The following is a 20,173-nucleotide window of genomic DNA, read 5'->3' as shown; positions in this document are numbered from 1 at the left end:
GTGGTTTGATGAAAAAGTTTATTATTCTTACGTTGGCATTAGTTTTCGCAAGCGCTTGTTCCGTGTTAGGCGCGGGACAAAGTCCTGCTCCAAGCGTTGATGCACAAGCGACAATTGATGCCAAGGTACGGCAATCGCAAGCACAGACGCAGGCGGCTCTTCCCTCCCCGACAACTGTTTTGCCAACCGAGACTCAGACAAATACGCTTGTTGTAGTGGCCTCTTCTACTCTCGCGGTTACTGATACACCATCATTCACTCCCGCCCCAAATTTGACAACCACCCCGGCAACATCTACAAATGTGCCTGCTGGAAGTGTAACTGCCACTGCCACAGTAACACAGCCTGTCACATCTTCTGGAAGTCCCACCGTGACGCCTACGCTAGGCATACTTAAGTATGGGACCCTTCCACCGGCGGTGCCCTACGCGAATGTCAAGATTTTCAACAAGTCACAGGCGCAGGCTTACATCTCATTGCAAAATGATGCAATAGGCAGACCTGATACAGTGATCGAATACCCGGTTAAAAAAGAGGTCCGCACACAGGCACCGCTTGGTTATTATGTATATGTTGTTTGGGTAGGCGGCCGAGAGATCACAGGCACGTTTACACTAAACGACGGAGATGACCTCACAATCACTATTTTCAAGGATAAGGTCACAATCCAATAAAACATGAAGTATGTGGAACAAACTCGTGCGACGGTTCGTTTTAAATAAAATAAACCATCGCACCCAATGACCTCAAACAAATTTGGGAAGATGCAATCCCAATTGTCAATAATTAGGAGACAAAAAATCACAATGAAACGTTTTACCATCTTATCACTGGTTATGGCCTTTACCATGATCATCAGTGCATGCGGTGCGGCGGCCCCATCTGAACCAACCGTCAGCCCAGAGCAGATACAATCTACGGCTGTCGCGGCGGCATTGACTATTGTTGCCGAAACACAGGCGGCCATCCCCACGAATACCCCGGTCCCGCCAACCGACACTCCCATCCCTGCAACAAATACTCCCCTCCCCACAGATACGCCTATCGCATTGCCCACACTTGATGCTCCAACGTTGGCACCTACTACCGCCTCGTCAAACAATAATGCTGGAGGCGATCCATGCAACGCCCCGCTCCCCGGAACTATTGATGGGCATCCAACAAAGATCAGAATTAGAAACATGACCAAGGGAACATTAGTCGGCTCAATATACTTGAATAAGACTCCTTTCGGTGAATGTGGATACCGAGGTTTCAATCTCGGTAAGAATGACGCTCTCACCTATACCGACCTTGTGCAGGGTTGTTATAACGTAAGCGTTTTTGTTAACGGCAATGAAGGCAAGGATTCTAAAGCCTTTGGATATGGTTGTATCAACAACCCTGATCTATGGAGCTTTGATGTCTACGCAGAGAAAGTCCAATTTAACGGACCTTAGTTTGTTACCGATCATCTAGAATCAAAAAAGTCGGCGGTTTCGCCGACTTTTTTGATTCTCACTTAGGATCTATACACACCAATGAAAATCTCGCATTTACGAGTGTAGCAAGATCATTCACAGACAATCGAATATTCAATCCCCTCTGCCCACCAGAGATGTGGATCTCGGAAAAGTTCTGCGAGGAAGCGTCAATCACAACCTGAAAACCTTTATTGATCAAGGCTAGTGGAGAAATACCGCCAGCCTGTAGGCCAGTTAACTGCTCAGCTTCGCGCTCAGTTGGCAGGTACACCTTCTTCTCACCGATGGCAGATGCCAGCTTCTTCAAATCCACCTGTGATGGACCGGGCACCACTACAAGCAACGGCTTTTTCGGCTTATCTCGGGTGACGACAATGGTCTTGAAAACAGAATCAGGTGAAATATTGAGAAGATGCGCCGTTTCCAGTGCGCCCAACTTTTCAGGTGGCGTTTCAAAGGCGGTATATGAAACCTTACGGGAATCCAAAAAACGAGTGACATTATTGACAACGGGCATATTGACATCCATGCTATACTAATTTCAATCAATTTTACCGCTTTGGAGGACCTATGATCACATCGAATACGCTGGCAGATTTCGAGTTATTCAGAGATATATCCAAAGAATCACTGGGCGAGATCGCGGCCATTTGCGAAACCGTCCATGTGAAAAAGGATGATTATGTTTTCAAGGAAGGTGGGAAAGCGGACAAACTGCACTTGCTTATTAATGGAAGCATTGCCTTGCGCGTCAACCTTACATCGCGGCCCGATTCTGTCACCGTTTCTTTTATCAGCCGCCCACACCAGACTCTGGGTTGGTCTGGCGTAGTATCCCCCAACCATTACACGGCCTCCGCATTTTGCGAAGAGGACTCCGAATTGATCGCCATCCCGTCAGAAAAATTCCTGCAAATCTTAGACCAACACCCCGCAGATGGGTATAAGATCATGCTTCGTATCACACAAATCATCTCAGATCGCCTGCGTAATAGCCGACAAGCCCTCCTAAAAACACTTTAAGCACAATATTTCATCACAAAAGCATTTCCACTTCCCCTGCCAACGAGCGGGCTAATTTGATTCTAATCTAGCGTAGTAAAATACTCCTATATATGGAAGAACAATTCGAAGTTATCCCCCTCGAAAAATTCCTTGAACAACTCCCAGAGCACTATTCGCTTGCAGAAAGGGATGTGATCAAACGTGCCTATCGCTTCGCCAAAGAAGCACACCACGGACAAAAACGTCAATCAGGCGCACCCTACATTAATCATTGTATTACCGTGGCCGGCATCCTTGCAGACCTGCGCGTACCGCCTGAAGTGGTCGTCGCGGGTCTTTTACATGATACGGTCGAGGACACCCCTGTCACACTACAAGATATTGACCGTGATTTCGGCGATGTTGTGGCAAGTCTCGTCAATGGTGTGACCAAGCTCACCAACCTGCCACGTGTATCACGTGGCGACCAACACGCCGGTAAAGATGAAAACAACAATGGCGCACAACCTCACGATGAGCCAGACCATTCTAAGAAAAGCAAACAAGACCTCAAATCAGAGACTTTACGCAAGACCTTCCTTGCCATGGGTGACGATGTACGCGTGGTATTGATCAAACTAGCCGACCGCTTGCACAATATGCGGACCCTTCACCACACTTCCGAAGATAAACAAAAACGTATCGCCAAAGAGACTCTCGATATCTTTGCTCCGCTCGCCAACCGCCTCGGCATTTGGCAGATCAAATGGGAATTGGAAGACCTGGGCTTTCGATATACAAACCCTGAAAAGTACAAAGAGATCGCGGAACAGATCAGCGAAAAGCGACCAGACCGCGAAGCACAGATTGATGTCATCAAGGAAAAGCTCATTGAACTCCTTGCCAAACATAATATCAAAGCGGAGATCAGTGGACGTCCCAAACATATCTATTCCATATACAAGAAAATGGCACAAAAGGGCAAACCCTTCGATCTCGTGCGTGACGTGCGTGCTGTACGACTTATTGTCCCAGACGTCCCGTCCTGCTATGCCGCGCTGGGAGTGATCCATACACACTGGCGTCCCATCCCCGGCGAGTTCGATGATTACATCGCCGCTCCCAAAGACAATTTCTATCAGTCGCTTCACACCGCTGTCATTTACGATGATAAACGCCCGGTCGAAGTGCAGATACGTACAGCCGAAATGCACCAAAATGCCGAATATGGCATTGCATCACACTGGCGATATAAAGAAGGCGGGAAATCATCAAACAAGGTCTATGAAGACCGCATCAACTGGCTTCGCAGTATGATGGAATGGCGATCTGAAGTAAACGATGCACAGGAATTTGTGGAAGGCATGAAGACCGATGTCTTCCAAGACCGTGTTTACGTCTTCACCCCACGTGGCGATATCTTCGATCTGTCGGTAGGCTCCACCCCCATTGACTTTGCCTACCATGTTCACACAGATATCGGTCATCGTTGTCGTGGTGCACGTGTCAACGGAAAACTTGTCCCGTTGTATCAAGACCTAAAGACCGGCGACCAGGTTGAAATCCTGACGGCGAAGCGAGGCGGACCGAGTCGCGATTGGTTAAATCCGAATCTTGGCCTCGTCAAAACACAACGTGCACGCACCAAGATCAAAGCCTGGTTCAAGAAACAGGAAGACGAACAAAACCTCACACAAGGACGTAGCACCCTCGAACGCGAATTGCAACGCCTCGGCATCACCGAAATGAACTTTGAAACCATGGCACGCGACCTCGGTTTCAAAACACCAGATGAGTTGTTCATTTCGTTGGGGTGTGGCGACCTCTCAATGAGTCGCGTGCTTCGCCGTTTTTCAGAGACCGAGGAAAGCACCGATGTGCTCGTCACCGGCCCGCACACCAACGACAACACAAGTACCGACAAAGTGGAAGTCGTCGGGCTCAAGGGTTTGCTCTCGCAAATGGCAAGGTGTTGCAACCCCATGCCCGGCGATCAGATCGTAGGCTACATCACACGCGGACGCGGCGCCACCATCCATCGACAAGATTGCCCAAACATGCTTCAAAGAAAAGACAAAGAGCGATTCCTGCAAGTGAATTGGGGAACTGTAGAAAGCACCTTCCCTGTGCCGATCAAAGTCAAGGCATATGACCGTCAGGGTCTGATGGGCGATATCTCCACACTGCTCGACACCGAAGGCATAAACATCGCCAACGCATCTGTAAATACCATTCGATCTTTTGCCGACCTGAGTCTGGTTGTAGAAGTAAAGAACCTCGATCAACTCAGTCGCATCCTCACACGTATTGAAAACCTCCCCAATGTAATGGAAGCGCATCGCGTCAAACCCGGTTAACACCATGTCCCTTCTCAGCGTTCAACAAGCCCGCGAAAGAATCCTTTCCCAATTCAATCCCGTTCAAACAGAGATCGTTCCCATCACAGCCTGCATCAACCGCATATTGGGGATGGATATCGTCGCAGCGGATGACCTGCCCCTCTTCGACAACTCCTCCATGGACGGCTTCGCCATCCGAGCTGCAGACTCCTCAAACGCCGCGCCCGCCTCACGCGTGACTTTGAGCGTGGTCGCTGATCTACCAGCCGGTTCGACACCGACGATTTCTCTCGCGCCCGGCCAAGCCGCGCGCATCATGACCGGCGCACAAATGCCCCAAGGCGCCGACTCGGTCATCCCGGTGGAAGACACAGACTTTAACGACCGCTCGCCCGGCACACATGCACCTGAAACTGTTTCTTTCGAAAAAATCGTAAAGAAAGGCGAAAACGTCCGACCACGTGGCATGGATGTTCACGCAGGCGACGTTGTTCTCAAACGAGGTTCCATTCTCAAGCCACAAGATATTGGCCTGCTTGCCATGCTAGGCTTTTCTGAAGTGGAAGTATACAAAAGGCCATTAATCGCTTTGCTTTCTTCAGGTGATGAACTTCTTGAAGCGGGCGCTCCACTTGAATCAGGTAAGATACGGGATTCAAATTCCTACATGCTCGCGGCATTGATCGAAAGCACATATGCAGAAGTATTGCGCTTGGGCATTGCGAAAGACACACGCGCCTCTGTACAAGGGCTGATCGACCAGGCCGTGCAACTCAACGTGGATCTGATCCTTTCTTCGGCAGGTGTAAGCGTTGGTGCATTCGATTATGTAAAAGAAGTTGTAGAGTCACATGGTAGTTTGAATTTCTGGCGCGTGAATATGCGCCCGGGTAAGCCTGTGGCATTCGGTGAATACAAGGGCATTCCCTTCATTGGTTTGCCGGGCAACCCAGTCTCAGCCTTCGTTGGATTCGAGGTTTTCGTGCGCGATACGCTTCAGAGGCTGAGCGGCCATTCGGACAGAAATAGGCTGACGGTCCGCGTAAGATGCGAGGAGGAAATCCTATCTGATGGACGAGAGAGTTACCTACGGGCCATCGTCCACGAGGAAAACGGTCAATACGTCGCAAATTTAACGGGGCATCAGGGCTCGGGCAATCTCCTATCATTGGTACAAGCGAATGCTTTACTAATTATCCCCGCTGGTGTAAAATGCGTGCCTGCTGGTCAGGAAGTGAACGCATGGTTACTATGAGGAATGATGAATAAACGACTTACACAAATCACAATTGCGCTCGCCATACTGGGTTTGTTGGTTTCGATCTACATGACCATCTATAAGGTCACATTGAATAGCAAAATGTGCATCGGCTCTGGTGGATGCGAAACAGTGAACAACAGCATTTATTCGTCCATCAACGGCATTCCTGTGGCGGCCGTTGGGATACTTGGGTATGTAGTGCTTTTGGGAATTCTTTTGTTCGAGAACAAAATTGATTTTCTCAAAAGCAATGGGAGTATGGCCTTCTTCGGCATTTCATTGATCGGCTTTTTCTTTACGCTCTGGCTGATCTATGTAGAAGTGGCGCTTTTGGATGCCTACTGCCCATTCTGTATCACTTCCCAAATAACGATGACCGTGATCTTTATTCTTTCAGTAATTCGCGTAATACGCCAACCCTAATTCCATCAGGAGGAATGAATGCCCCGCATTAAGTGCCATTACGTAGATTGTGTCTTTATAGACGAAGGTTTATGCAGTGCCGCGGCCGTGGAAATTGACCCCGACACCGGATGCAGTACCTATTCCCCTTCGGAAGAAGCCGCAACGGAGTGGGAAGACGAGGAAGAACTCGAATGGGAGGAAGAGGAAGAAGAGGAAGAAGACGAGTTGTGGGAAGAAGATGAGGACGAGTTTTAGCGCGTCTTTCCACTACGACAATTGAATCTTATTTCAATAAAACTGGGACACAGCCGATGCTGTGTCTCTTCGTTTTAAACGGATTCACTGACCGAACTGATATAACAGAACTCCCGCCGCAACAGACAGGTTCAATGAGCTGACACGTCCCTTCATGGGCAGAGAGATGGTCACATCACAAGCTTTGACTTGTTCGGGAGATAAGCCTTTTTGTTCGTTACCCAGAACTAAAACCCAAGGAATGGTCGGGATGAACGTTTTGTATTCAACAGTACCGTGCGCCGATGTTCCAATGAGCTGATAGTTACCTGCCCGTGCCCACTGCACGAATTGCTCGAACGAAGTTTGGACAATCGGCTTCCAGAACAACGTCCCCATGCTGGAACGTATCACAGTGGGATGGTACAACTCCACGCCTTTCTCAAGCAGGAACAATGCATCGGCGCCAACAGCATCCATGGTGCGGAGGATGGTGCCGACATTGCCCGGGTCCTGCGGGGAGACGAGGGCAACAGCACGGTTGATCTGTTTGAGTTCACTGAGTTGTGTTTTCTTCTGGCGAACCAGAGCAAGGATGCCTTGAGGGTTTTCTTTGTCAGCCATGGATTCCATCACTTGTTCAGAAACAGGCTGGCAGTTAGAGTCGAGGCGGTCTACTAAATCCCGCGCAAAAGTGCTTGTGAGCATTCCTGGTGCGTACAGGACGGCGTCCACATCCCATCCTGCTTCAACAACTTCACCCACATGATGGATGCCTTCTACAAGGAACAGTCCGCTTTCGGTGCGAGCTTTCTTTTGGCGTAATGCCCGCACTTGCTTGACAAGCGGATTGCCTAAACTGGTTATGATCGGTTTTTTCATATCCTAATTGTAAAACAAACTTCCGAACTCTTCGAGACTTCGAAAGTTTTCTCTCACTCGCCAGCCACAACGATCAGCTTGCCGCTCATCCCTGCCTCGAGGTGACCTTCGACACCACAGGTGACATAATATTCACCGGGTTCAGTGGGCGCGGTGAACGTCTGAGCAATAGAGTCACCCGACTCGACCTCCACCTCCCAATAGATGTTCCCTTCGTCCTCGTCTCCGAATTTAGTGCCTGCATCGGTACCTAAATTGAATATCACAAGTTCATGCTTCACAGCGCCATTGTTCGTAGCATTGACCGTGATCTCTTGTCCGGCAGGGACAATGAATTCGCCAGGCTCAAAATGAAAATCGGTCATGGTGACATTGATCGTTGTGGACGGACCTCCCCCGCCACATGTGGTCAGCACTACAGCAAACCCGATCAACATGGCTACAAAGCTAATTTTCTTCTTCATTGTTTATTCTCCTTCTCGATTTGGCTTTTAAAACTATACAATAGGTATGATAGCCTACCCAACAGATAAATGTCACCTTTATGCAGTATGATATAGCTCAAAGTAAATTTTTAGGAGTATCCATGACATCTCTTGCCCAACCCACCACAAATAAATATTGGATGTACGCCCTCTGGCTGGCCGTCTTCACTATCGTCTACAACCTCGCCGAGGGAATGATTTCCGTTTATTTCGGATTCTCCGATGAGGCATTGACCCTCTTCGGCTTTGGCGTGGACTCATTCATCGAGGTCATGTCAGGTATCGGCATTCTCGCCATGGTCATCCGCATCCGCCAGAACCCGGGTACATCTCGCACGCAGTTCGAGATCACGGCGTTACGCATCACAGGCACAGCGTTTTATTTATTAGTTGCAGGTTTGGCTATAACAGCCATTTACAACATTGTCGTCGGACACAAGCCTGAAACGACATTGCCCGGGTTGATTATCTCTGTTATCTCCATTGCAATGATGTGGATACTCGTGATGGGCAAACGCAAAGCAGGGCGTGAACTCAACTCTCAGCCAATTCTCTCAGACGCAAATTGCACAATGGTTTGTATTTACATGTCCGTTGTTCTACTGGCCTCGAGCTTGATCTATCAATTGACAGGCTTCGGCTTCGTCGATTCAATCGGCGCGTTGGGTTTGATCTGGTTCTCGTACAGCGAAGGCAAAGAAGCCTTTGAAAAAGCCGCAGGGATGGAATGTGATTGCGATGACGATCACTGCGAAAATTAGCCAAGTAACTGTTACCTTTTGGAGTATAAAATGACCATTACCCGCATCAGCGAATTTCAAGCCAATCCCGGGCTGACCGACTCGCTACGCAACTTTCTTATCTCCATTATGCCGTTGATCAAATCATCACAGGGATGCGAGGCGGTCACGCTCTATCAATCCCATGAGGACTCGACAAAGTTCACCATAATCGAAGTGTGGGAGAGCATTGAATTACATCAAATGTCTGCCAAGAACATCCCAGCCGAAAAGCTGGTTGAGATCAGGCCATTACTCGCGTCCGCGCCGAGTGGAGGGTATTTCAATCAGGTAGAAAACCAGTGATATAATCTGCCCGTCCGTACTTAGTAGGAGCATAGAAATGACCGATAACCTGTAGACCATAAACTTTTTCAGGGCACTAACCCGCTGAACTCTCAGACCTGACAGGTCTCAGTTGCGCTATTTCCATTCATAACCTGCGCACAGACTGAAACCAAGAACGATCAAAAAACCTTATAGACCTGTCAGGTCTTTACCACCAGCCGAGGCTTGCCCTCGGTTTTTGTTTTAATTTTACGTAGGATCGCCCCTACTCCATCTACAGGTCACTATGCTTACCGCACATCACATCCACAAAACATACGGCATCCAGCCCATCCTGCAAGACATCTCCTTCAGCGTTAATACCAACGAGCGCGTCGGCCTGATCGGTCCCAATGGCTGTGGCAAAACCACCCTCATGCGCATCCTCGCTGGCCTCGAACAGCCCGATTCTGGGACTGTCGCTTCGACGCGCCCGAATCTCAGAATAGGCTATCTCGCCCAAGGAATGGAATTCGACCCTGAAGCAACGCTTCAATCTACCCTCAGCCTGAATCCCGTTTCTCAAGCGGACCTCGAATCTGAGATCACATCCCTCGCCCACGCTTTATCCGCCAACCCAAACGATTCAGACCTTCAAGTGAAATACGACGCTACGATTGAACAGCTTTCTTCGGTCAACCGACATCCATCCACGGTCTTGGGCCCACTTGGCCTTGCAGATATTCCCCTCGACACCCCCGTCAAACACCTCAGCGGCGGACAAAAGACTCGTCTCATGCTGGCACGTGTCCTATTGGAAGAACCGAATCTCCTCTTGCTCGATGAACCCACCAATCATCTCGATATTGAAATGCTCGAGTGGCTTGAAGACTGGCTCAACCGTTTTCAAGGCGCGGCACTTATCGTCTCGCATGACCGCGCATTTCTCGACAACACGGTCACATCGATTCTGGATCTAAATCCCAAGACCCACTCCATCCGTGTGTACACAGGGAACTATTCCGATTACATCGAACAATACCTCAGAGAGCAGGATAAACAACTTGCCGCATATCGCGATCAAGAGTATGAGATCCGCCGCATGAAACAAGACATTGCGCGCACAAAGGAACAAGCGCGACACGTGGAGATCACAACAACGCCGCGCACACCCGGTGTGCGACGATATGCGAAGAAAGTCGCAAAGAAAGCTTTAGCACGCGAGAAAAAACTGGATCGTTATCTTGACTCAGATGAGCGCGTGGAGAAGCCAAAACCGTCATGGCAAATAAAACTTGAATTCGAAGCAAGTGATGTTCAAAGCAAAAACGTATTGGTCACCGATAACCTCACAATTGGCTACGCGATAGACAAACCGCTTCTCGAAAACCTCAATCTCCATATCCGTGCGGGACAACGCATCGGCCTCACCGGCTCAAACGGGACAGGCAAGACGACTCTAATCCGCACCATCGCAGGGAAACTGCGTCCACTGGCGGGCAACCTGAAGTTAGGTCAGACCGTCAAGTTGGGATACATGAGTCAAGAACAGGAGTTACTCAATCCAAATTTCAATGCGTTGCAAACCATCCAGAGTATCGCAACGATGAACGAAACTGAAGCACGCAACTTCCTGCATTACTTCCTCTTCAAAGGTGATGATGCGTTACGCCCCACGTCGGAACTTTCGTTTGGTGAACGCGCCCGTCTGCAATTGGGAATGCTCATTGCACAGGGATGCACATTCCTGTTGCTCGACGAACCCATCAACCATCTCGACATCCCCTCGCGTGCCCGCTTTGAAGAAGCGCTCACCAATTTCAATGGGACGATCCTTGCCGTTGTCCATGACCGCTACTTCCTCGAACGCTTCGCATCCGATATATGGACTGTGAAGGATGGAAGAATTGAAACAAAATAGTAAGGGCGAGTCTGAGACTCGCCCTTACAAGGAAATTACAACATGAACCTATCCCCTACTCCCCATTCTGACGTGAATGAGATGCTCAACATCTTGTTCACAGACGTCAAAGAAATTCTACAAAACAACTTCATCGGCATGTATCTTTTTGGCTCGCTCGCCAACGGTGACTTTGACGAATACAGCGATATTGACGTACTCGTCGTCACAGAGACTGATATCAACAACGAGACATTCAATGCACTGAAAGCCATGCACGAACGGATCATCAAACTCGATTCGCCCTGGGCGATCCAATTGGAAGTCTCTTATATTCCACAAAAAGCCCTGCGCCACTACGACCCAACGGATAACCAACATCCGCACATGGATAGAGGCAACGATGAAACACTTCATATCATGTCTCACGATAGTGATTGGGTCATTCAGCGACATGTGCTTAGAGAACACGGTACAACGCTCACAGGACCTGATCTCAAAACGCTCATTGACCCTGTCTCATCAGGCAATCTACGAGAAGCAGTATTTGATGTCCTACATAAATGGCTTAAACACTTTCTCGATAATCCGCAAGAATTTGGGAGGCGCGGATATCAATCGTATACCGTGTTGACTTTGTGCAGAATACTCTACACCTATTATCACGGCACGGTTGTCTCGAAACCTGTCGCGGCAAAATGGGCCAAGGAAAATCTAGGCAAAGAATGGACACCGTTGGTCGAAAGCGCTCTACTGGGAAGGCAAAATCCTGGTTTGGAAATCCTTCCTGAAGATCTAAATGGAACACTCGACATAATCCGCTACGCGCTTCAAGTGATGAAGCCAACACCGTATCCAGATGTCAACGAGGTGTTAAACCTGCTCCATGCGAACGCAAAGGAAATTCTTGGCGACCAATTCGTTGGCATGTACCTCTACGGTTCTCTCTCCAGCGGTGACTTCAACCCCGAAACCAGTGACATTGATTTTCTGTTCGTAACTGGTGGCTCGCTTTCAGAGGAAACGATTGCCAAACTTGAGTCCATGCATAAAGAGACTTGGGCAACCAGTCACAAACGCGCTGGCGAGTTGGAAGGTTCATATATCCCTAAGGATTTGATTCGTAAACACGACCCAAATGGTGAACCATGCCCAACGGTCAACGAAGGAAAGTTCTTTGTGGATCAACGTGGTAGTGACTGGATCATCCAGCGGCATGTTATCCGTGAGTACGGAATTGTGATCGAAGGCCCAGACCCAAAGACCTTGATCGATTTTGTCACGCCCGAGGATATTCGCGGCGCAGTGATGGGAACTTTGATCGAATGGTGGTTTCCCATGCTTGACGACCCTTCATGGTTACGCAATGGCGAAAGTGGATATCGTTCCTTTGCCGTCATCACCATGTGTCGCGTTTTGCACGCCTTGGAAACAGGGACGATCACATCAAAACCTAAAGCCATCCAATGGGCAAAGACAAAACTGGGTGAACCGTGGACGCAATTGATCGATAATGCTGTCGCTGTAGCAAATCACGAGGAACAAGATTTGGCATTGGACAAAACCTTGAATTTCATCCGATTTGTAAAAGATAAGATAAGTTTATAATTACCCAATGAGATTCAATCATTATCTGGTTTGGGCATTTGCGTTATTTCTTTTCGCCTGCCAACCAGTCGCCCAACCTGCCGTCACGATCATTGACAATGATAAAACTACCACGCTTCAAACAGACGAGCGTGTCCCTTCGGCGATTCTCGCGCAGGCAGGGATAACGCTCAATGCCAATGACCGTATCCTCTCCAATGGGTTATCGATTCAACCTGAATTACCAATTACCAGTTACCCTATCACCATTCAAATCCGCCGTGCGGTAGCATTGACTCTTGTCACACCCAGTGGACAACAACAGATTCAGTCGTCCGCGTTTACGGTTGCAGAAGTATTGGCAGAAGTACCGTATCAGTTACAAGCAAAGGGCCAAGTTGTTCCATCGTTGGGTTCGCCTGTTGAAAACGGAATGACGATCACAATCACTTCCCCTCGCGTACTAAACATCAGCGTGGATGGAAGAATCTTACAGGTTCAATCGTCCGCGCGGACAGTTGGGGAAGCATTGACCGAAGCGGGGATTCCGCTTCTCGGACTGGACCATGCCATCCCTTCGGAGAATGAGGCGTTGCCGTCCGATGGCAATATCAAAGTGGTACGAGTCACAGAGTCGGTCATCCTCGCGCAAAAGTCCATCCCGTTTGAAACAGAGACAGTTGCCTCATCAGAGATCGCGCTCGACCAAACACAGATCCTTGAGCCCGGTGAAAATGGCATCTCGATACAACGTGTGCGTGTCCGTTATGAAGACGGCGCTGAAGTTTCGCGCGTGACCGAAGAGGAAACGCTTGTGCGCCCGCCAAAGATACGCAAGCTTGCCTACGGCACAAAGGTGGAAATAAAAACTGCAACGGTGAACGGCGTGCAGATCGAATACTGGCGCGCGGTGCAGATGTATGCCACATCGTATTCACCATGCAACATCGGCACAAGCACATGCGGCTCCACAACCGCAAGCGGGAAGCAACTTCAAAAAGGTATGGTCGCATTGCGAACCGATCTGTATTTTGCGTTGAAAGGTCAAGCGCTGTTTATCCCCGGTTATGGCTTCGCCACTGTGGAAGATGCATGTGGTGGCTGTGTGGGCAAGCCGTGGATCGATCTAGGTTTCACTGACGCCGATTACGAACCCTGGCATGAAGTGGTCACAGTGTACTTCCTCGCGCCCGCACCTGCGTACGTCCCCCCCATCGAATAATGAGCCGCTTCGAAAAATTCTCTCTTCGATTTCTTTCGATCGTTGCGGTACTCCTTGCAGGCGCTTTCTTTTGGCTTTACCAAACAAAGTGGAGCAAGCCGCTTGGACCTGTGCTTCAAATTCCACATACGCCAATTCCTACTGCCTTCGGACTTCCTCCCACGTGGACTCCGAATCCACACGATGATACGCCTCTTTCCACGCTCGTGCCTGCTTCTGTTTCGACAACATTATCCACACCTGGACCGATCAAGAAAACCATCGGCGTCTGTGGAGCGGCCTCGCCCATGTTTATCCTTGCCGTCGGCAGTGACCAACGTGCAGATAGTTACCTCTACGGCCTGGCAGATGTCATCCGTCTCATCCGCGTGGACTTTGTAAATCCCAAAGTCACTGTGTTGGAAATTCCACGAGACCTGTGGGTAGAGATCCCAGACATCGCAGACAATCTCAAAGGGCAGGATCACGAAAAACTCAATCAAGCCTACCTCTATGGTAACCCCGGCATGGGCTATACAAAAGACCCCGCGGGAGGCCCCGGTCTGTTGGCGCGGACACTGACTCTCAACTTCGGCACAGAGATAGACCACTACGCCGCTGTCAACATGCGCACCTTCGAAAAGATCGTCAACGCCGTAGATGGCATTGACGTGACACTGCCCGAAACGGTGGACGGCCGCACGGCAGAGGACAAAGCTAGCCGTTTGTTGTTCCTGCAAGGTACACACCATCTAAATGGCGCACAGGCGCTCACCCTTGCACGTATTCGCATTGAGGGGGTATTTTCCCGCGCCGACAACCAGGACCGCGTCCTGTGCGCGTTACGTGATAAACTCACCAGCCCAGAGGTTGTGACCAAGATCCCTGATCTGATCCAATCATTTCAAGGCGCGATCCAAACATCCCTCAGCCCGCAAGAGATCAGTCAACTGGCATGCTTGGGCACACAACTCGACCCACAGAACATCATCTTTACGAGCTTCCCGCAACAACTCTTTGAACAGGGTCGCACATACGATCCGCTCTTCAAAAAATATATCTTTACATGGGATGTGGATTACGATATTCTGCGCGAATACATTCAACAATTCAATAGTGGCAAATGGCCATCGGCTGTTGCCGCACAAACCGAACCACAGCAAAAAGGAGAAACCGTCATTTGCCAATGAATGAAATCCCCCCGCTCGATGCATCTGCGTTACTTAGACGATTCGGTTTACATGCCGAAAAAAGTCTCGGTCAAAATTTTTTACAAGATCAATTTGCGCTCGAAGATATTGTCTCTGCCGCCGAAATACAGCCAACAGATACCGTCCTGGAGATCGGCCCCGGCCTCGGGAGTTTAACACGTTACATTGCCGCCTGTGCCCACGAGGTAATCGCGGTCGAACTGGATGTGAAAATACTCGCACCGCTCAAAGTGGTCATGACGCCATATAAAAATGTCAACATCATCCATGGCGACATATTGAAATTATCCCCACAGGAATTGATCACAGAAAAAAACTATCTCGTTGTCGCCAACATCCCCTATTACATTACGTCGGCTGTGATCCGTCATCTACTTGAAAGCGACAACAAACCACGCCGCATCGTACTCACCATTCAAAAGGAAGTCGCTGAGCGCATCTGCGCCAAGCCAGGGGATATGAGTCTGTTGGCGTTGAGTGTCCAAGTCTACGGAAAGCCACGCATCGCGGCACGCATCCCAGCCAGCGCGTTCTTCCCTGCCCCCAAAGTGGACTCTGCGGTGCTGTGCATTGACATTTATCCATCACCTTTGATTCAGCCAGAACTGCTCAATACATTCTTCAAATTAACCAAGGCGGGATTCAGCCAGAAACGCAAAACTCTACGCAACTCGCTTTCATCAGGCCTGCACATCTCCCCACCCAATGCTGAAGAACTACTCGCGAAAGCGAACATCAATCCAATGCGTCGCGCAGAAACATTGAGCATTGAAGAATGGGAAACGCTCTGTAAACTCTACAAATAAAAATTGCTTCCCGATATGGGAAGCAATTTGTTTTTACTATTTTATACGTCTGGCATCTCGCAAGTCACGGTAATGCCAGCGAACGTCCCATATCCGTGTTGCAGCTTCCATTTGAATTTTCAAAGACATCTTCGATTTTCCCCAGCGCCGATCTGAAAAATGAATGGGCGTCTCAACGATCTTGAATCCCATCAGATAGGCTACATACGCCATCTCTACCAAAAACACATATCCGTTCGAGCGAATACGATCCAACGGCATCTTCTCCAACACCTGCCGTCTCCACATGCGGTAACCAGTTGTTACATCGCGCAACGGAAAGTTGAGGATGGTCCGTGCATAGGTGTTGCCAAATGCTGATAATGCTTTTCGCCAGAGAGGCCAATTTTGATCGAGGGAACCACCTTTTGTATAACGGGACCCAATCACCACGTCATAGGATTCGATGCGCTTTGCCATCTCCACCAAAACAGCCGGGGCATGGGAAAAGTCCGCATCCATCTGGACCACGACATCTGCTCCTGTTTCGAAAGCCTTGGCAAACCCTTCCAGATACGCTGATCTTAATCCCAGCTTCCCTGCACGATGGAGAATATAAATCCGCCCGGGATGTTCTTTCGACAAATCCTCGGCGATCTGACCGGTGCCATCTGGACTGTTATCATCCACAACCAAAAGGGACAGTTCCAGTGGTAACGAAAATAAAGCGGAGACCAGTTTGGGTAGGTTCTCCGCTTCGTTATATGTTGGTAAAACGATGGTGATCTTCACGAATGCTTGCTCAACAACTCTTTCTTTAATTGATCTACGCTGGAATATTTACCAAACACAGATGGCACTTCAGAGACCTTAACCGAAAGGCGATCCGGTCGCTTGGATGCCTGCTCACGATCCTTGATAGGATAAAAATAATCCAGTGATTGTTCAAGTCGAGAATGAATGCGATCACGAAATGCTGTCATGTTCGCGGGGGTCATAATGATGACAAAATCTGTCGGGCTCAAATGCCCAAGGAAATCTTCGTTCGAGCCGGTTTCTTTGATCGTATTGTGAATCATTAAGCTGATGGCGCGTAACACATCGTCAGAAGCAACAAATCCATATGCTTCACGGAAAGAATCGAGATGACTGATCGAAATATGAAGCAGTGCCCATCCGCTTTTGTGGATGGCATCCGATAGTTTTTCCTCGACCAAAGGGCCTTCCGGCAATCCACTGACAGGATTGGTCAACGACCCTTGGCTGATACGCTTAAGGGCATTGCGAACGCGCAGGCGGAGTTCCTGCACGTCGAAAGGTTTGGTAATGTAATCATCTGCGCCGACTTCAAATCCTTGCAGACGATCTACACGCTCACGTTTTTCCGTTAAGAAGATAATGGGGATTTCCTGCGTACGACGATCAGCGCGCAAACGACGCGCTACCTCATAACCATCAATATCAGGAAGGCGAATATCTAAAATAACCAGCTCAGGCAAAATAGTCTGGCCGGCACGTACACCATCTTCACCCCAGTTGACAGTGAACACTTCATATCCCTGAACGCGGAAATATGCGTTCAACATCTCCGCTACATCAAGGTCATCTTCAACGATCAGGATCTTATGTTTGGCTTCTGCCACATCTACCCCACTTTAGGAAATGGGTTCTTTTTGAATGACGAATTCGCAGACCGCATCACCCATGGCAATGCATTTGGATTCATTCACGCGGAATTCATTGCCGCCTGACACCCATTTGAGGGATTCCTGAAGCAAACCTGTCGCAACATAACATACAGGCTTATCCACATTTGTTCTCGCCCAACAAACAGGACACTTATGGATGGTCCAGATAAACTCTGTATCTTTTTCTTCAACAGTACTGTGCTGATCACTTAATTGGGAAAAAATCTTGGCAAAGGCCGGCAGACCAATTCGCAACTTGGACTGAAGCGGGAGAACGACAAACGCCAAGTCTGCCGCACCAGCAAGAGCGCCGAAATTCTTCAAGCCTTCTGCAAAAGTGGCACGTCCTGCGCGCAGAGCTAAACCACGTCCACCACGCGGACCATACATTTCCTCGAGGGCAGTTCCAACAGCAGAAAGTTCAGCAAAGTCAAAGCCTTTATCCAAATTATCGGGGGGATAACTATCAATATAATGATTCAAGCCAGCAAGATTAAGGATAGCATTCAAACCATTCTTACCCATTACCTCTTCAAGGGATTGGATCATGATGCGTCCGAATTTATTTGGATAATATAAACCAGCGTTTTGAACAGGGCTCATGCTTGACTCCAATTAGATCAGTTTTGCGAGATCTTCAGTGGCACGTCTCATATCCAGGAAGATCAAGCCTAGTTTTGCTTGTTCACGGGCCAATGCGGTAAGAACTGCTTCCTCACCCACCGACATCAATACTACATATCCCTTTTCCCCTTTGATATACACTTGTTCCAGTGAGCCCCTACCGAGTTCCGTTGCGATGCGTTCGCCAAGGGATAGCATTGCCGCAGACATCGCCGATACGCGGTCTTCTTCTACACCTTGAGGCAATGCAGATGCAATGCTAAGACCATCCACACTAACGACTGCGGACGCCTCAATATCGGGTGATGATGCCTGTAACTCCCGAAGACGATCAACCATTTGTTGCGTTCGTGACTTGGACAAGACAGCCCTCCTGCACAGAAAATTCTCCAGCCAATACCTGGCTGGCAGGTTTGATAGGAATTGCGGATAATATAGCGTAGTGGACAAAAAGTGTCAAGCCAAGTCATCAAAAAACCGGCCATCCATTAACAGAAATGTAAAGGTTGGCAGATTTCAATCGTCTGGTAACATTGGAAGCATATGAAAAAGATATTTTTTGTTTTTGTTGGTATTGCGATCTCTGCCAGCCTTGCTACAAATTGGATCATTGCTCGAGCACAAAGCGACGAACCAGCAAGCGGCACAGTAGTTTGTGCGCCAGATGTGTATGTTGTAATGCCAGAGGATTGTCTTGTCAGTGGGCCATCGGCCTATGTGACCGAATTGGCAAAACAGGGATTAACCATCCCACCACGTCCTTTACGCTTTAACAAGCCTGATTTTGAATTGACAAAGCTCCCCTATTTTTACTTTCGCCTCGATGATGGCGATGTGTCTGCTGTATCAGGCCCGGCAGGTTCACCTACTGGACAAATTTTTCCTACCGGCTTTGTGTATGTCTCCTATGTAGACAGAGTAGATACTGGCAAAGGGATTTTCTATCTGCTCCAATCTGGCGCATGGATACCGGGCAAAGGCTCACGGATAGGGGAATTTTCAACATTCCAAGGGTTGGAGTTTAAATCCACGCCGCATAATTCTTTTGCATGGCCATTGCCGTTCTATACAGATAGTGTTCCTGTTCGAAGCGCTCCCGGATATAACACCCCACTAACAGACAGAATTCTTTACCCCTATGTTGATATCGTGCAAGTGTATGATACCCAGTCTGCTGACGGCGTGGATTGGGACATGATCGGCCCCGGTCAATGGGTGGAGGCACGCATCCTTGCTAAAGTAACACCAAAAACAACTTCCCCAGAGGGAGTAGCAAATGGCCGTTGGATCGATGTTGATCTCGCCGAACAAACATTGGCAGTCTACGATAACAACCAACTCGTCTTCGCAACTGTGATTGCCAGTGGATTGGAACCGTTCTATACACGCCCCGGGCTGTTTCAGATCTATGAGAAAAAAGAAACTGAAACCATGAGGAACGGCGACCTGACAGATTTTTATTATCTCGACAATGTACCCTGGACAATGTACTTCGATAAAGCACGCGCGTTGCATGGCGCGTATTGGCGCACCCGATTTGGATATCCACAATCACATGGATGCGTAAATTTATCAGTGGGCGATTCACACTGGTTGTTTAACTGGGCCAATGTTGGAGACTATGTTTTTGTTTATGACACAACTGGATTAACCCCCACCGATCCAGCCTTGTATAAGGATTGGGCGTATTGACACGTAATAATGCACATGGTAAACTATCGGCCGCTTAGCTAATTGGTCCCGTGGTGTAGCGGCCTAACATGCGGCCCTGTCAAGGCCGAGATCGCGGGTTCGAATCCCGTCGGGACCGCTGCTACTACTCTTTTTCAAGAGAGTAGTCAAAATAGGAAGAAACGCAAAAGTCGGTTGAACAGCCACTAGCGCGTTTTCTCGCACAAAGATTGCTTCGAGTACCAGTCGAAGCAATCTTTTTTGTTCGATTGTACTTAACTCTTTCCAATTGGCATATGCCAATTGGATTTTCTTGCTTAATGTTAGTGTAGCAGTGAAATTATTTTCCTGCAAGGGTCTGCTGATATTATCTACTCTTTCCTTCTCCCGATCCAATATTTCTTTCG

22 protein-coding genes and 1 tRNA gene are annotated in these 20,173 nt (G+C 48.8%); 16 read left to right on the top strand and 7 right to left on the bottom strand.

Annotated elements, in window-relative coordinates:
* The first annotated feature begins 8 nt into the window (after positions 1-8).
* Positions 9-674 (top strand): hypothetical protein, encoded by a 666-nt coding sequence (locus tag IPP66_13825; protein ID MBK9926352.1) that lies wholly within the window; start codon positions 9-11, stop codon positions 672-674.
* 132 nt (positions 675-806) lie between these two features.
* Positions 807-1,439: a hypothetical protein gene (locus IPP66_13820; GenBank protein MBK9926351.1), complete on the top strand. Its 633-nt coding sequence runs from the start codon at positions 807-809 to the stop codon at positions 1,437-1,439.
* A gap of 58 nt (positions 1,440-1,497) precedes the next feature.
* Here the strand turns inward: IPP66_13820 and IPP66_13815 are convergent, their stop codons facing one another.
* Positions 1,498-1,980, bottom strand: a complete 483-nt coding sequence (locus tag IPP66_13815) for an aminoacyl-tRNA deacylase (GenBank protein ID MBK9926350.1) — start codon at positions 1,978-1,980, stop codon at positions 1,498-1,500.
* Positions 1,981-2,033: 53 nt separating this feature from the next.
* Here IPP66_13815 and IPP66_13810 point away from each other — a divergent pair, with 53 nt between their 5' ends.
* The 5 genes from IPP66_13810 to IPP66_13790 all read left to right on the top strand — a co-directional run bounded on the left by IPP66_13810 (position 2,034) and on the right by IPP66_13790 (position 6,707).
* A complete protein-coding gene (locus IPP66_13810; GenBank protein MBK9926349.1) occupies positions 2,034-2,486 on the top strand; it encodes a cyclic nucleotide-binding domain-containing protein in 453 nt (150 codons plus the stop codon).
* A 113-nt stretch (positions 2,487-2,599) separates the two neighbouring features.
* Entirely contained in the window at positions 2,600-4,804 is a 2,205-nt protein-coding gene (locus IPP66_13805) for a bifunctional (p)ppGpp synthetase/guanosine-3',5'-bis(diphosphate) 3'-pyrophosphohydrolase (GenBank protein ID MBK9926348.1), read from the top strand.
* A gap of 4 nt (positions 4,805-4,808) precedes the next feature.
* Positions 4,809-6,041, top strand: a complete 1,233-nt coding sequence (locus IPP66_13800) for a molybdopterin molybdotransferase MoeA (protein ID MBK9926347.1) — start codon at positions 4,809-4,811, stop codon at positions 6,039-6,041.
* A gap of 3 nt (positions 6,042-6,044) precedes the next feature.
* On the top strand, positions 6,045-6,470 hold the full coding sequence (locus tag IPP66_13795) for a vitamin K epoxide reductase family protein (protein ID MBK9926346.1): 426 nt from the start codon (positions 6,045-6,047) through the stop codon (positions 6,468-6,470).
* An 18-nt stretch (positions 6,471-6,488) separates the two neighbouring features.
* Positions 6,489-6,707 (top strand): hypothetical protein, encoded by a 219-nt coding sequence (locus IPP66_13790; GenBank protein ID MBK9926345.1) that lies wholly within the window; start codon positions 6,489-6,491, stop codon positions 6,705-6,707.
* Positions 6,708-6,791: 84 nt separating this feature from the next.
* Here IPP66_13790 and IPP66_13785 read toward each other — a convergent pair whose 3' ends face one another.
* Together IPP66_13785 and IPP66_13780 are read right to left on the bottom strand one after the other, a co-directional pair.
* The gene (locus IPP66_13785) at positions 6,792-7,568 is read right to left on the bottom strand and encodes an RNA methyltransferase (protein MBK9926344.1); all 777 of its coding nucleotides are present in this window, start codon (positions 7,566-7,568) and stop codon (positions 6,792-6,794) included.
* 53 nt (positions 7,569-7,621) lie between these two features.
* A complete protein-coding gene (locus tag IPP66_13780; protein MBK9926343.1) occupies positions 7,622-8,032 on the bottom strand; it encodes a cupredoxin domain-containing protein in 411 nt (136 codons plus the stop codon).
* A gap of 122 nt (positions 8,033-8,154) precedes the next feature.
* Here IPP66_13780 and IPP66_13775 point away from each other — a divergent pair, with 122 nt between their 5' ends.
* The 7 genes from IPP66_13775 (at position 8,155) to rsmA (ending at position 15,804) form a co-directional block, all read left to right on the top strand.
* The gene (locus tag IPP66_13775) at positions 8,155-8,814 is read left to right on the top strand and encodes a cation transporter (protein MBK9926342.1); all 660 of its coding nucleotides are present in this window, start codon (positions 8,155-8,157) and stop codon (positions 8,812-8,814) included.
* Between the two features lie 30 nt (positions 8,815-8,844).
* The gene (locus IPP66_13770; GenBank protein MBK9926341.1) at positions 8,845-9,138 is read left to right on the top strand and encodes an antibiotic biosynthesis monooxygenase; all 294 of its coding nucleotides are present in this window, start codon (positions 8,845-8,847) and stop codon (positions 9,136-9,138) included.
* A gap of 268 nt (positions 9,139-9,406) precedes the next feature.
* Positions 9,407-11,020: an ABC-F family ATP-binding cassette domain-containing protein gene (locus tag IPP66_13765; GenBank protein MBK9926340.1), complete on the top strand. Its 1,614-nt coding sequence runs from the start codon at positions 9,407-9,409 to the stop codon at positions 11,018-11,020.
* Between the two features lie 42 nt (positions 11,021-11,062).
* Complete coding sequence (locus IPP66_13760) at positions 11,063-12,607, top strand: DUF4111 domain-containing protein (protein MBK9926339.1); 1,545 nt, start codon at positions 11,063-11,065, stop codon at positions 12,605-12,607.
* 7 nt (positions 12,608-12,614) lie between these two features.
* Positions 12,615-13,808 (top strand): DUF348 domain-containing protein, encoded by a 1,194-nt coding sequence (locus IPP66_13755; protein MBK9926338.1) that lies wholly within the window; start codon positions 12,615-12,617, stop codon positions 13,806-13,808.
* Positions 13,808-14,977 (top strand): LCP family protein, encoded by a 1,170-nt coding sequence (locus IPP66_13750; protein ID MBK9926337.1) that lies wholly within the window; start codon positions 13,808-13,810, stop codon positions 14,975-14,977. Before IPP66_13755 ends, IPP66_13750 begins: the two co-directional genes overlap by 1 nt.
* A complete protein-coding gene (rsmA, locus tag IPP66_13745; protein MBK9926336.1) occupies positions 14,974-15,804 on the top strand; it encodes a ribosomal RNA small subunit methyltransferase A in 831 nt (276 codons plus the stop codon). The genes IPP66_13750 and rsmA overlap by 4 nt, the downstream gene beginning before the upstream one ends.
* Before the next feature lie 36 nt (positions 15,805-15,840).
* Here rsmA and IPP66_13740 read toward each other — a convergent pair whose 3' ends face one another.
* From IPP66_13740 to IPP66_13725, 4 genes are read right to left on the bottom strand one after another with little or no spacing between them, the layout of a single operon-like run.
* Positions 15,841-16,575 (bottom strand): polyprenol monophosphomannose synthase, encoded by a 735-nt coding sequence (locus IPP66_13740; GenBank protein MBK9926335.1) that lies wholly within the window; start codon positions 16,573-16,575, stop codon positions 15,841-15,843.
* The gene (locus IPP66_13735; GenBank protein ID MBK9926334.1) at positions 16,572-17,426 is read right to left on the bottom strand and encodes a response regulator; all 855 of its coding nucleotides are present in this window, start codon (positions 17,424-17,426) and stop codon (positions 16,572-16,574) included. Before IPP66_13735 ends, IPP66_13740 begins: the two co-directional genes overlap by 4 nt.
* Before the next feature lie 12 nt (positions 17,427-17,438).
* Positions 17,439-18,074, bottom strand: a complete 636-nt coding sequence (locus IPP66_13730) for a 4-vinyl reductase (GenBank protein MBK9926333.1) — start codon at positions 18,072-18,074, stop codon at positions 17,439-17,441.
* A gap of 12 nt (positions 18,075-18,086) precedes the next feature.
* On the bottom strand, positions 18,087-18,434 hold the full coding sequence (locus IPP66_13725; GenBank protein MBK9926332.1) for a roadblock/LC7 domain-containing protein: 348 nt from the start codon (positions 18,432-18,434) through the stop codon (positions 18,087-18,089).
* A gap of 204 nt (positions 18,435-18,638) precedes the next feature.
* Between IPP66_13725 and IPP66_13720 the strand changes: the two genes are divergently transcribed.
* Both IPP66_13720 and IPP66_13715 read left to right on the top strand, forming a co-directional pair.
* On the top strand, positions 18,639-19,787 hold the full coding sequence (locus IPP66_13720; protein MBK9926331.1) for a L,D-transpeptidase: 1,149 nt from the start codon (positions 18,639-18,641) through the stop codon (positions 19,785-19,787).
* Between the two features lie 44 nt (positions 19,788-19,831).
* Positions 19,832-19,905: transfer RNA gene (locus IPP66_13715), tRNA-Asp, on the top strand.
* The last annotated feature ends 268 nt before the right edge of the window (positions 19,906-20,173 follow it).

This window comes from Candidatus Defluviilinea proxima, from assembly GCA_016721115.1.
GTDB classification, from domain to species: Bacteria; Chloroflexota; Anaerolineae; order Anaerolineales; family Villigracilaceae; genus Defluviilinea; species Defluviilinea proxima.
Note: the sequence above shows the minus strand (reverse complement) of the source record. Positions and strands in the feature narration are given on the sequence as shown.